Source organism: Arthrobacter sp. GW460-12-1-14-TSB2 (assembly GCF_059423525.1).
Map to the genome: position 1 here is coordinate 1 of NZ_JBWKYC010000009.1, position 12,099 is coordinate 12,099.

A 12,099-nucleotide genomic window follows, 5' to 3' on the forward strand; every position below is an offset into this window, starting at 1 on the left:
CCCCTTTAACCCCCCAGCACCCGCGGCCGGCCGAACTGCGTCCGGACGCCGGGGGAGTACAACACGGACTCGGGTGGACCCGACACCTCTAGTCCGGCGGCGCTGATCAACCCGTCTTCAAGGACCGTCGGTTCGGCGCGGTACAGGGGCCATGCCGTGTGGGTGTTCGGGATGTAGAGCGTGCGGCCGCGGAAGCGGGAGTGCAAGCCGAATCTCGCCGTCAGGTGGATGGAGAGCGGATCCGCGGCGACGTCGTCCAGCACCGGAACCACCGCAAAGTCGCTCGTCGCCCCATGCTGAAACCGGCGCACGGAATAGCCAGTCGACGGGTCTCCTGGACCGCCCCGACGGAAGCGTGCGTGCGACCACACATAGGGAATCCCGGCGGCGCGTGCGGCCAGCACCACAGCCAGCCGGTCCGCGTCCAAGCTCAGGAAGACCACGCCTCGGGTCCCGTCCGGCTCCCGTGAATACAGCCGGACGTTGATCTCGTTGAAGTCCCCGAAGAACGGCACCGCGGGCCCGCGGCCGATGCCCGAATGCTGCATGCGGAAGCCGATCAAGCCCACCCACGCTGAGCCGTCGAATTCGTCCGGCACGACTCCGGGCGGCATGAACGCCGCAGCCGCCACGGCGGGGATGCGCCAGTGCAGGAACACGGCATCCGTCCACCGCTGGTCCATGATGACCGGGGAGGGCAGCTCGGGCGGATCCGGCCAGGGGTCGGGGAATTCCTCGGCGGACAAGGGTTTCAGCCGTCAGTGGACGAGCTCGAGGAGCCGGCGGTGGCTGCAGCGCCCGCAGGCTGTTTCTGCCAAGGCCAGCGGCCGGTGATTTCGAGCTCAAGGGAGAAGCTCAGGAAGGTCCGGATGAGCACGATGATCGCCAGCACGCCCACGCTCTCGAAGGTGGGCGTTACGGCCACCGTCCGGATGATGTCCGCCGCCACCAGGAGTTCGAGCCCCAGGAGGATGGAACGACCCAGCAGTTGCCGGTAGGAGCGGTAGACGGAAAGCGGTTCGGAACCTTCGGGCAGGCGTTTCGGCTGGAACCCGCGCAGGGCCATGGGGATGGAGACGACGGCGCCGATCACCATAACGGCGACGCCGGCAAAGTCCATGAACCTGCCGACCGATTCGATGATGTGCTGGAAATCCACAGTTCCCCCTACGATGTTTCGGTCACGAACAAGGATTCGGAAACAAACAAGGCCTCAGCCGCAGGCAAGTGCAGCTGCATCACGGATGCCTGACGCCTTCGCCGGCGAGGATGGAGCGGTACCCCTCACGGAAGGTGGGGTAGGCAAACTCAAACCCGGTGCTGCGGAGCAGCGCATTGCTGCACCGCTTGTTCCCGCCCCGGGACGGCTCGCCGCCGCCGGAACCGCCACCAGCGCCACCGGAACCACCCGAAACGTCCGACGCCGGCAGCGGCAGTCCCAGCTCGTCGGCCAGGAAACGCTGGACCTCGCCGAGCTCCGCGGGATCGTTGTCCACGCCGAGGTACACGGGAGCGGGCTCGGCGGCCATGGTGGATAAATGCACGATGGCCGCGGCAGCGTCGTCCCGGTGGATGCGGTTGGTGTAGCGGGGTTCCGCCGGTGCCGTGGCAGCGCCGGACCGGACCTGGTCGATCAGCCGGGTCCGCCCCGGCCCGTAAATGCCGCCCAGCCGCAGAACCACGGGAGAGATTCCGGTGCCGAGCAGCCGCTGGTGCAGCAGATCCTCCGCCTCGCGGATGATGCGGCCGGAGAATCCGCCGGGCGCCGGCGTCGTGCGTTCATCCACCCAGCCGCCGCCGGCGTCGCCGTAAACGGCGGTGGAGGAGACGAACAACACGCGCCGAAGCGGCGAAGGTGACGCCGCGCCGTCGTGATTCCGGTCGCTGGCCAGCGCATCCAGGACGTTCGACAGCCCGTCCACGTAAGCGGCCCGGTAAGCCTCTTCGGTGGGGGAGGAGGCAGCGACGGCGACGACGACGGCGGTGGTGTCCGCCGGGATGGGCGGCAGCGGCGGGACGGTCAGGTCAGCCCTGGCACCCTCGATGGCCGCCGGAAGCTTGTCCGGCGAGCGTCGCCAGCCCACCACGCGGTGGCCGGCGGCCGCGAAACGCAGCCCGGCCTCGGTACCAAGATCGCCGCAGCCGGCCAGAAGAACAGTCATAGGGGTCAGTCTGCCAGAGCGGTGGCCAAGGCTCGGCAGCGGCGCCGCCCGCAGCTCGCCGGAGCGGCGCCGGAACCTGAGCTACGGCGCCGGAACCGGGAAGAACAGCCGCGGGTCCTGCAGCAGGGCGGGGTAGTCGAACGATGAGCGTTCCACGACCTCGGTCACCTGGAAGTTGCGGGCGAAGCGGCCGTCCACCGTAATGGGACGCCCCTGCACCTTGCCCAGCGCAAAGGTGGCGCCCCCATTGAACGGAACCGCGAGTGCCGTGTTGCCGGGGAGCGTGCGGAAGGCCTCCTCCTGCTGCTGGCGCTTCTTCGTGGGCTTCTTCACGAGCTGCTTGGGGGGCCGCTTCTTCGGGTTCTTGGCTGGGCGGCGCGAGTCGGTGTCTGCATAGACGAACTCGTATTCGTCGGCCTGGGCGGCAGCCTTCGCGGCGCGGCCAACTTCGGGGAGGCTCACGACATCCAGCTTTTCAGGGTCGGTGTCTCCCACGTTGGCCCGCAGGATCCAGAGCCGGTCGCCGACCGGATCTTCGGGGAGGAACTCGTGCCGGGGTTCGGGCCAGACATATTCCAGGTCCGTGGGCGTTCCGGGGAACAGTTCGCTGTAGAAGCGGGGTTCCTTCTGCAGAAGCCGGGAGCGGTGGCTGAGGTGCAGGTCGGGCTCGCCGAGCCACGGCGGCATGGGGATCTTGGCCGCGTAGGCCGCGTGGTCGGCCTGCGGTGCGAATTCGGCAATCTTGGCGCGGGTGGTGTCTTCGCCGCCGCGGGCGATCCACTCATCAACCATTGCCAGGCCGTACATGGTCAGGGCGGGGACGTAGCCCATCCACATGCGGATGGCCGGGTGCGACTGCCAGCCGTACTCCGGGATCACCAGCGCACGCAGTGTTTGCAGCGCCTCGACACGCTGCTTGCCGAGCCGGACGCGGTCCAGGACCGCGGCGCTCTGCTGGAAATCTGGATAGGGAAGGAAAGTCTGCATCCTTCAAGTGTGGAGGTGCCGGAGTCCCAGACCAAATGCCGACGACGGCGGCGCACCGCTCCCGCGCCGGCCGTTGAGCCGGCCGTTGAGCCGGCCGTTGATCGGGTAGGCTGTCAGCGGCTGGAGTGAAGTGCGGCGTAGTCTACTGGACCGTATGGTGAGACGACGGAGACAACACGGTCACAATTTGACTAAGATGACCGCAATCAAACCACCCCTCAGCCACCCTCCGGAAGATACGACATGACACTTACTCAAGCAGTTCCGTTCACGCCGAAGTTCGGACAAATGCTGAGCCCGGAAGCCAATGGCATCCTGGTGCTTGATGAATTCACCATCGACCCGGAAGCGGCCCGCAAAGAGCAGCACGGCTTCCGCGCCGCGATCGGCTCTGTGGCCCTCAAACTCCGGCGCATCGTTGCCCTCCGCCTCTTCATCGCCATCGTGGCCATCGCCAACCTGCCGCTGTTCCTGCTGTCCACCGGCTGGTGGATCTACGCCGTCTCCTTGGCCGTTGTGGTGGCCGTGCACGCAGCCGTTTCATGGCTGAACAGCCATGAACCGAAGGTCCGCCAGCGGCACTCGCTTGAACTGCACCTGCACCGGGAACGCAGCGACAACTACCGCAAGGTGCGCGACGCCGTGAAGTTCGTGATCGATTCGCCGGCACGCATGAACGAGCACCTGTACCTGGAACTCCTGGCCGCCAAGCGGGTTGCCCTGCACCTGCACATCGGCACCGTGGCCGTCCTGGACACCAGTGACGACTCCGCCTGGAAAGTACGGATCGTCCGCGAACTGCCCCAGGCGGCTTATACGCAGGCCGCCTAGACAGCAGCGGGAACCAACTAACTTAAGAAACGACGACGCCGGAGCTCCCCGCAAAGGGGATGCTCCGGCGTCGTGGTTAACGCTTTGTTGCCTGAACGTTAGGCGGGCAGCTGCAGGACCTGTCCTTCAAACACCAGATCGGGATCCACGATGGTGTCCGTGTTGGCGTCGGCAAGGGTCTGCCAGCCGCCGGTGATGTTGAGCTTCTCCGCGATGGTGCTCAGCGTGTCCCCGGCAGCAACCGTGTAGGTTTCGCCGCTCACCGGAACCTCGGCTGCGTGGCGGGGTGCGGCCTCAACCGGCGCCTGCGCAGGAACAGCCTGCACCGGAGCAGCTGACTGCACCTGAACTTCTGCGGGCGCCGCCGGAGTCACCGGAACGCTCGGGGCGGGTGCTCCGCCGCCGCCGCTCAGGCCCAGCTTGGCGGCGCAGGCGGGCCAGGCGCCCCAGCCCTGGCTGGCCTGGACATTTTCGGCGACGGCGATCTGCTGCTCGCGGGTGGCGTTTGCCGCCGATCCGGTGCCGCCGTAGGCCGCCCATGTGCTGTCCGTGAACTGCAGGCCGCCGCTGAAACCGTTGCCCGTATTGGTGCTCCAGTTGCCGCCACTCTCACACTGGGCGAGAGCGTCCCAGGTGCTGCCGCTGGTGGCGGTGGGCACGGCCGCGTTGGCAGCTGTGGCGGACAGTGCGAGTCCTGCCGCGGAAACGGCGGCCAGCGTGACTCCGCGGCGCGCGGCGGTCCCCAGCTTGGATTTGCCCATGGACGTGTTCATGCGAGTGGAAGTGTTCATGAAAGTGGATGCTCCTGAGGGCCACCTGCGCTCGGTCCGTCCCCGGACGTTGTCGCGCCACTGCCCGCCCCTGACGAACTAGAGGTCATGTACGGTGTCTGCCGGCCGGGCAGTAACTGGTGGTGGCAGCACCGGGCATTCGGTTGTCCCGCTCGGCGGGATTACGTTCCACGCTAGGACAGTGCCGCCCCGTTATCAAATCGAAATAGATACCGGGTGCGGAGTCGCAGGCGGGGCGTGAGCACCGGCACCGGTCAGTGCTGCAGCGCCGTCGCCAGGTACGGCGCCGTCCGGCTCTGCTTGGAACGCGCGACGGCGGCCGGCGTCCCGGACGCCACGATCTCACCGCCCGCATCGCCACCGGCCGGGCCGAGGTCGATTACCCAGTCCGCGGCAGCCACCACGTCCATCTCGTGCTCCACCACAATGACCGTATTTCCGGCGTCCACCAGGCCGTGCAGCTGGGCCATCAGCAACTGGACGTCCGCCGGGTGGAGTCCGGTGGTGGGCTCGTCCAGCAGGTAGAGGGTATGGCCGCGGCGGGCGCGCTGCAGTTCCGTGGCCAGCTTGATCCGCTGCGCCTCGCCGCCGGAGAGTTCCGTGGCGGGCTGGCCCAGCCGCAGGTAGCCCAGGCCGACATCGCGCAGGGTCTGCAGGCTGCGGGCAGCGGCGGGAACGCCTGCCAGGAATTCCGCCGCGGCATCCACCGTCATGGCCAGCACCTCGGCCACATTCTTGCCGTTGTAGCTCACCTCAAGAGTTTCCGGGTTGTAGCGCGAACCCGCGCATTCGGGGCAGGGACCATAGCTGCCCGGAAGGAACAGGAGCTCCACCGCCACGAAGCCTTCGCCCAGGCAGGTCTCGCAGCGGCCGCCGGCCACGTTGAAGGAGAACCGCCCGGCGCCGAAACCCCGGGCTCTGGCCTGCTCGGTGGCGGCGAACTCCTTCCGCACCGCGTCGAAGAGCCCGGTGTAGGTGGCCAGGTTGGACCGCGGGGTTCGGCCGATCGGTTTCTGGTCCACCCGGACCAGCCGGTCAATCCGTTCCAGCCCGGAGACCGGGCCCACGGCTCCGGAGACAACCAGCGGCTCTCCGGATCCGGGGTGCGCTTCTGCATCCGGGCCGTCAGCGGTGTCCGTGGCGGCGTCACCCTCCGGATGCAGCCGGGCTCCGACCACTTCGGCGAGAACCTGGCTGACCAGGGTCGACTTGCCGGAGCCGGAGACGCCGGTCACCGCGGTCAGGATGCCCAGCGGGAACTCTGCGTCGAGATCCCGGAGGTTGTGCCGGGTGATGCCGCGCAGCCCCAGCCAGCCGTCCGCCTCCCTGACCGAACCATCCCGGCGGGCGCCGCCGTCGTTCGTTTCGCCGTCGTTCTTCGCTTTTTCAGAACCGTCCGGGAACAGGAACGGCCGCGTGACGGATGCATCCACATCCGCGAGTCCGGCCACGGGCCCGCTGTACAGGATTTCGCCGCCGCCTTCACCGGCACGAGGGCCAACGTCCACCAGCCAGTCGGCGCGGCGGACCACGTCCATGTTGTGTTCCACCACGAACACCGAATTCCCCGAGGATTTGAGCGCTTCGAGCACGGACTGCAGGGGTTCGGCGTCGGCGGGGTGGAGCCCGGCGGACGGTTCGTCCAGCACGTAGACCACGCCGAAAAGTCCGGAGCGGAGCTGGGTGGCGATCCGCAGGCGCTGCATTTCACCGGGGGAGAGTGTGGGAGTCGCCCGGCCCAGGGCGAGGTAGCCAAGGCCCAGTTCCAGCAGCACGGTGATCCGCAGCAGGAGGTCGCGGGTGATGGCCACTGCCACCTCGTTCGTCTCGCCCGATGCTGCGGCCCGGCTCGCTGTCCCGGCGTCCGTGAGCTGGCTGGTGGGCCGGATCAGCTCTGCCAGTTCGCTCATGGGCACGGCGTTGAGCCCGGCGATGGTGTGGCCCGCGAAGGTCACTGCGAGGGCCTCAGGCGTGAGGCCGCTGCCGCTGCAACGCTCGCACGGACCCGTTTCCATGAACCGGAGGACGCGCTGGCGCATGGTGTCGCTCTTGGAGTCGGCCAGGGTGTGGAGCACGTAGCTCTTGGCGCTCCAGAAGCGGCCTTTGTACGGTTTGGCCACGCGGTCCCGCTTCGGAGTCACCTCCACCACCGGCTGCTCCTCGGTAAAGAGGATCCAGTCGCGGTGCTTCTTGGGCAGTTTCCGCCACGGCGTGTTGACGTCGTAGCCCAGGTGGCTGAGGATGTCGCGGAGGTTCTTGCCCTGCCACGCGCCGGGCCAGGCCGCGATGGCGCCGTCGGCGATGCTCAACGAGGTGTCCGGGACCAGGGATGATTCGCTGACCGTGTGGGCAATGCCCAAGCCGTGGCAGACGGGGCATGCGCCGGCAGCGGTGTTGGGCGAGAAGGCGTCCGAATCCAGCTGGGCCACGCCGTCCGGGTAGGTTCCGGCCCGGGAGAACAGCATGCGCAGCGAGTTGGAGAGAGTGGTCACCGTGCCCACGGTGGAACGGCTGCTCGGTGTGCCGCGCCGCTGTTGGAGCGCGACGGCGGGAGGCAGCCCTGTGATCATCTCCACCTTGGGGTTGTGCCCCTGCTGGATGAGGCGCCGCGCGTACGGGGCCACGGACTCGAAGTAGCGGCGCTGGGCCTCGGCATAAATAGTGCCGAAGGCGAGGGATGACTTGCCGGAACCGGAGACGCCGGTGAACGCCACGATGGCATCGCGCGGAACGTCCACGTCCACGTTGCGCAGGTTGTTTTCCCGGGCTCCGCGCACCCGGACGAATCCATCGGTGGGGTGGTCTGGAGTCAGGAAGGGCACATTGGAAGCCTGCTTGTTATGTCGCATTGATTCGACTCTATCGGTGTCAGGGCGCTCCGGGCATATCCTTACCGGATGGAAACTTACGACGGCGCGCCCGAACCCGGCGGCGTGCCAGCACTCAGTGATGCTCCCATTTCCGAAGCTGACGAGGCTGCGGCTCCCGTGCCCGATGCTGAAGAAGCTGCGGCCGTCGTCGAACAGCCCGTCAAGCTGTTGCCAGTGGCGGAGCTGCACCTCCACATAGAGGGGACCCTGGAGCCTGAGTTGATTTTCGCCCTCGCTGAGCGGAACGGCATCGAGCTGCCGTATGCGGACCTCGACGAGCTGCGTGCCCGCTACGAATTCACGGACCTGCAGTCCTTCCTGGACCTGTACTACGCCAACATGGCCGTGCTGCAGACGGAGCAGGACTTCGCGGACATGACCCGTGCCTACCTGGAGCGTGCGGCGGCCGCGGGAGTGCGGCACGCTGAAATCATGGTGGACCCGCAGGCCCACGTGTCCCGCGGAGTCCCGCTGGAAACCTGCGTGAACGGGGTTGCCTCCGTGCTGGTGAACTCCCTGGCGGAGTTCGGGGTATCCACCCTGCTCATCGCCGCGTTCCTGCGCGACCTTTCCGAGGAATCGGCCCTGGACGTCCTGGAACAGCTGCTGGCTATGAACGCGCCCATCGCCGGCATCGGCCTCGACTCGGCGGAGGTGGGCAACCCTCCGGCCAAATTCGAACGGCTGTTTGCGCGGGCGAAGGAAGCCGGGCTGCACCGCATAGCGCACGCCGGCGAGGAGGGCCCGCCGTCGTACATTATCGACGCGCTGGAACTGCTGGACGTGGAGCGGATCGACCACGGCATCCGCTGCATGGAGGACCCCGACCTGGTGGAACACCTCGTCGCGGAGCGCGTGCCGCTGACGGTGTGCCCGTTGTCCAACGTGAGGCTCCGCGCCGTGGACACCCTGGCCGAGCACCCGCTGCCGGCCATGCTTGCCGCGGGACTGAACGTCAGCGTTAACTCGGACGACCCCGCGTACTTTGGCGGCTATGTGGACGACAACTTCGTGCAGTTGCAGACGGTACTGGGACTCTCCGAGTTTGACCGGGTCCGGCTGGCTTCCAACTCCATCCGATCCTCGTTCGCGGACGACGAGCGCAAGACCGAGCTGCTCGCGGAGCTCGGCTACTCCTGATCCCTGCCGGCTCCTAAGCCCGGGCCGCCGGTGGAGAACCCGCCGATCACCAGCATTCCCGAGCCGCCCGCCAGGATGGCCACCGGCGCGACGTCGGCGCTCCACGGGCCGTCGAAGCCGTCGAACCACATGTTGCCGGCCATGTCCACGGTGCCCACCAGGGCAAAACAGAAGGCGACGGCGCCGAGGGGAAGCGGTGGCGCTGAAACCAGTTGCGGAAGCGCGGCATGACGGCTCCGGACACTCAGGGCGGGTGGGTTCCATTGTCCGCCCATCCGCATTTTGGTACCAGCACTGGGGTTGCAGGACGAGCGCGGGCCGAATGCTTGCGGGGCCCTGCCATACCTGCTAATCCTGAGGACAGGTCCGGGTCCGTTGGAGGACACTTCTCCAGTCGGGACATCAGTTCACAGCAGCACTGATCAGCAGGTTCCGAGTCAGGGAGGGCGCAGCATGCCGCGCAAGAATCCGCACGTGGAAGAAGCCGACGAAAACAATCTGGAAGTCGGGAAGCCCAAGGACTGGGCCGCGGGCATCCCCGGTGTCTACCATTCGATGCAGCCCGCCCTGAAACACATGGGCGTGGGCCGTGCCGGCAAGACGCTGCTGGGGCTGAACCAGAAGGACGGCTTCGACTGCATGAGCTGCGCCTGGCCGGATCCCGGACACCGCAAGACCTTCGAGTTCTGTGAGCAGGGCGCCAAGGCGGTCACCTGGGAGGCGACGCCGGTGGTGGTGCCGTCCGAGTTCTGGGCGGCGAACCCGGTCACTGAACTGCGGGAGCGGTCCGAGTACTGGCTGGGAATGCAGGGCCGGCTCACCGAGCCGGTGTACAAACCGGCCGGGGACGACCACTACCGGCCGGTCAGCTGGGACGAGGCTTTTTCCATCATCGGCAGCAAGCTCCAGGGCCTGGACAGCCCGGACGAGGCCGCTTTCTACACCAGCGGCCGGACGTCGAACGAGGCCGCGTTCCTTTACCAGCTGTTCGTGCGGGCGTACGGGACCAACAACCTGCCGGACTGCTCCAACATGTGCCACGAATCCTCCGGCTGGGCCATGGGCCAGACCATCGGCGTCGGCAAGGCCACCATCTCCTACGACGACTTCGCCAAGGCGGACCTGATCATCATCATGGGACAGAACCCGGGCAGCAACCATCCCCGAATGCTGACCGCCCTGGAAGAGGCCAAGGAAGCCGGCTGCGAGATCGTGGCCATCAACCCGCTCCCGGAAGCCGGGCTTATGCGGTACAAGAATCCGCAGAAGGTCAACGGCATTCTGGGGCGCGGAACGGAACTGGCGGACCAGTACCTGCAGATCCGGCTCGGCGGCGACATGGCGCTGATGCAGGCCCTGTCCAAGCGGGTGCTCGACGCGGAGTCCAAGCGCCCGGGGAAGGTGCTGGACCACGAGTTCCTCCGGGAGCACTGCGAGGGCCTGGACGAACTCAAGGCGCACCTTGCATCCCTGCAGGAAACAACCGTGCTGCGCGCCACCGGCCTGAGCAGCATGGAAATCGACGAACTCGCCGAGCGGTATTTGCGGGCCGGGAAGGTGATCATCACCTGGGCCATGGGCATCACGCAGCACAAGAAGGCCGTGCCCACCATAAAGGAGATCATCAACCTGCTGCTGCTCCGCGGAAACATCGGGAAACCCGGTGCCGGAGCGTCACCCATCCGCGGCCACAGCAACGTCCAGGGGGACCGCACCATGGGCATCTGGGAGCAGATGCCGCCGGCTTTCCTGGATGCGCTCGCCAAGGAATTCAGTTTCGAGCCGCCCCGGGAACCCGGCGCTGATGCGGTGGAAACCATCCGTAAAATGCGCGACGGCGGGATCAAGGTTTTCGTCGCGATGGGCGGAAACTTCGTTGCGGCCATCTCGGACACGCACGCAGCCGAGGCCGCCGTCGCGAACACGGAAATGACGGTGCAGATCTCCACCAAACTCAACCGTTCGCACGCGGTCACAGGCGAGGAAGCCCTGATCCTGCCCACCCTGGGACGGACTGAAATCGACCTGCAGGAAACAGGGCGGCAGTTCGTGTCCGTGGAGGACACGGTTTCCGCCGTGCACGCCTCCGAGGGAAAGGTGAAGCCGGTGGCGCCCGGGCTGCTGTCCGAGGTGGCGATAGTTACCCGGCTTGCCCGGGCGACCGTGGACAGCAGGATCAACGCGGACTGGGCCGGCTTTGAACGGAACTACGACCTCGTCCGGGACCACATCTCGCACGTGGTGGCCGGCTGCGAGGACTACAACCGGCGGATCCGGGAATGGGGCGGGTTTGTGCTGCCCAACGGGCCGCGGGATTCCCGGACGTTCCACACCCCCACGGGGAAGGCGATGCTGACCGTCAACCAGTTGGAGCACGTGGAGCGGCCGGCCGGGACGCTGATACTGCAGACCATGCGGTCCCACGACCAGTTCAACACCACCATCTACGGGCACAATGACAGGTACCGCGGAGTGAAGAAGGGCCGGGACGTTGTATTCGTCAGCGCGGAAGATATCTCCGAACTAGGACTGGCTGACGGGCAGTACGTGGACATCCACGGGGTGTACGACGACGGTACTGAGCGGGTGATCAGGAAGTTCCGGGTGGTGTCCTATCCGACGGCACGCGGATGCGCCGCGGCCTATTACCCGGAAGCAAACGTCCTGGTGCCGTTGGAGAGCGTGGCGGAGGGCAGCCACACTCCCGTCTCCAAAGCCGTGATCGTGCGCCTGGAGCCGAGCCCCGAGCCGAGCCCGGTGTGAGCGGGGCCATGCCCTAAGGGAGGGCAGTATGAGTGATTTCCTTGTCTACCTCGATACGTCCGACGTTCAGCCTGGGAAGCTCGGCGAGCTCAAGGTCGCCATGGAGGACCTTGCCCGCTTTGTCGAAGCCAATGAGCCTCGGATCATCGCCTATGACGTCTACTTTTCGGACGACGGCATCCGCATGAACGTCCTCCAGGTCCACCGGGACCTGGCGTCGCTGGAGTTCCACCTGGAGGTGGCCGGACCGCGGTTCCCTCCGATTGCGCCGCTCGTCCGGCTCCGGACCATCGAAATCTTCGGTGCGGTCACCGAAGAGCTGGTCAAACAGCTCGAAGCGAAGACGCAATTGCTGGGCGGCACCGTGATTGTCCGCAACCTCCACGCAGGCTTCGCTCGTGTGGAGGCTTGACGAAAACGAGTCCGGGCGCCTTGTCAACAGGCCCAAAGTCCTGATGTTTCCGCCGATCAGCTGAGACCCTAAGATCACTTGTGCTGCATTCGGCGTCATAGTCGGTCACGACACACGTTGTTAACGCCCATAGTCGCCTCTAT

Annotated in this window: 11 protein-coding genes; 4 read left to right on the forward strand and 7 right to left on the reverse strand. The window is 66.7% G+C overall.

Going from position 1 to position 12,099, the window contains the following annotated elements; genetic code table 11:
• Positions 1-5: 5 nt before the first annotated feature.
• The 4 genes from AC07YR_RS12195 to AC07YR_RS12210 all read right to left on the reverse strand — a co-directional run bounded on the left by AC07YR_RS12195 (position 6) and on the right by AC07YR_RS12210 (position 3,149).
• On the reverse strand, positions 6-683 hold the full coding sequence (locus AC07YR_RS12195; RefSeq protein ID WP_494734205.1) for a YqjF family protein: 678 nt from the start codon (positions 681-683) through the stop codon (positions 6-8).
• Positions 684-751: 68 nt separating this feature from the next.
• A complete protein-coding gene (locus AC07YR_RS12200; protein WP_055799378.1) occupies positions 752-1,159 on the reverse strand; it encodes a DUF1622 domain-containing protein in 408 nt (135 codons plus the stop codon).
• A 79-nt stretch (positions 1,160-1,238) separates the two neighbouring features.
• Positions 1,239-2,162, reverse strand: coding sequence for an NAD-dependent epimerase/dehydratase family protein (locus AC07YR_RS12205; protein ID WP_494734083.1), 924 nt, complete (start codon positions 2,160-2,162; stop codon positions 1,239-1,241).
• An 81-nt stretch (positions 2,163-2,243) separates the two neighbouring features.
• The gene (locus tag AC07YR_RS12210) at positions 2,244-3,149 is read right to left on the reverse strand and encodes an MSMEG_6728 family protein (protein WP_494734084.1); all 906 of its coding nucleotides are present in this window, start codon (positions 3,147-3,149) and stop codon (positions 2,244-2,246) included.
• A gap of 243 nt (positions 3,150-3,392) precedes the next feature.
• On the opposite strand from AC07YR_RS12210, the gene AC07YR_RS12215 reads away from it, so the two are divergent.
• Entirely contained in the window at positions 3,393-3,980 is a 588-nt protein-coding gene (locus tag AC07YR_RS12215; RefSeq protein WP_055799372.1) for a hypothetical protein, read from the forward strand.
• 98 nt (positions 3,981-4,078) lie between these two features.
• On the opposite strand, the gene AC07YR_RS12220 is transcribed toward AC07YR_RS12215, so the two are convergent.
• Positions 4,079-4,771, reverse strand: a complete 693-nt coding sequence (locus AC07YR_RS12220; RefSeq protein WP_494734085.1) for a transglycosylase family protein — start codon at positions 4,769-4,771, stop codon at positions 4,079-4,081.
• Positions 4,772-5,025: 254 nt separating this feature from the next.
• Positions 5,026-7,620, reverse strand: a complete 2,595-nt coding sequence (locus AC07YR_RS12225) for an excinuclease ABC subunit UvrA (protein ID WP_494734086.1) — start codon at positions 7,618-7,620, stop codon at positions 5,026-5,028.
• A gap of 48 nt (positions 7,621-7,668) precedes the next feature.
• Here AC07YR_RS12225 and AC07YR_RS12230 point away from each other — a divergent pair, with 48 nt between their 5' ends.
• Positions 7,669-8,781 carry an adenosine deaminase gene (locus AC07YR_RS12230; protein ID WP_494734087.1) on the forward strand — a complete coding sequence of 371 codons (1,113 nt, stop codon included), beginning with the start codon at positions 7,669-7,671 and terminating at the stop codon, positions 8,779-8,781.
• Here the strand turns inward: AC07YR_RS12230 and AC07YR_RS12235 are convergent.
• Entirely contained in the window at positions 8,772-9,056 is a 285-nt protein-coding gene (locus AC07YR_RS12235) for a hypothetical protein (protein ID WP_494734088.1), read from the reverse strand. The two genes, AC07YR_RS12230 and AC07YR_RS12235, sit on opposite strands and share 10 nt — an antisense overlap.
• Positions 9,057-9,234: 178 nt before the next feature.
• Between AC07YR_RS12235 and AC07YR_RS12240 the strand changes: the two genes are divergently transcribed.
• Complete coding sequence (locus AC07YR_RS12240) at positions 9,235-11,544, forward strand: FdhF/YdeP family oxidoreductase (RefSeq protein ID WP_494734089.1); 2,310 nt, start codon at positions 9,235-9,237, stop codon at positions 11,542-11,544.
• Between the two features lie 28 nt (positions 11,545-11,572).
• Positions 11,573-11,956, forward strand: coding sequence for a hypothetical protein (locus AC07YR_RS12245; RefSeq protein WP_494734090.1), 384 nt, complete (start codon positions 11,573-11,575; stop codon positions 11,954-11,956).
• The last annotated feature ends 143 nt before the right edge of the window (positions 11,957-12,099 follow it).

Bases quoted from the DNA above. Each gene is read 5' to 3' on its own strand.
- AC07YR_RS12240 (WP_494734089.1), top strand. From the start codon at position 9,235: ATGCCGCGCAAGAATCCGCACGTGGAAGAAGCCGACGAAAACAATCTG.
- AC07YR_RS12215 (WP_055799372.1), top strand. From the start codon at position 3,393: ATGACACTTACTCAAGCAGTTCCGTTCACGCCGAAGTTCGGACAAATG.
- AC07YR_RS12210 (WP_494734084.1), bottom strand. From the start codon at position 3,149: ATGCAGACTTTCCTTCCCTATCCAGATTTCCAGCAGAGCGCCGCGGTC.
- AC07YR_RS12220 (WP_494734085.1), bottom strand. From the start codon at position 4,771: ATGAACACTTCCACTCGCATGAACACGTCCATGGGCAAATCCAAGCTG.
- AC07YR_RS12225 (WP_494734086.1), bottom strand. From the start codon at position 7,620: ATGCGACATAACAAGCAGGCTTCCAATGTGCCCTTCCTGACTCCAGAC.
- AC07YR_RS12230 (WP_494734087.1), top strand. From the start codon at position 7,669: ATGGAAACTTACGACGGCGCGCCCGAACCCGGCGGCGTGCCAGCACTC.
- AC07YR_RS12235 (WP_494734088.1), bottom strand. From the start codon at position 9,056: ATGGGCGGACAATGGAACCCACCCGCCCTGAGTGTCCGGAGCCGTCAT.
- AC07YR_RS12245 (WP_494734090.1), top strand. From the start codon at position 11,573: ATGAGTGATTTCCTTGTCTACCTCGATACGTCCGACGTTCAGCCTGGG.
- AC07YR_RS12195 (WP_494734205.1), bottom strand. From the start codon at position 683: ATGGACCAGCGGTGGACGGATGCCGTGTTCCTGCACTGGCGCATCCCC.
- AC07YR_RS12205 (WP_494734083.1), bottom strand. From the start codon at position 2,162: ATGACTGTTCTTCTGGCCGGCTGCGGCGATCTTGGTACCGAGGCCGGG.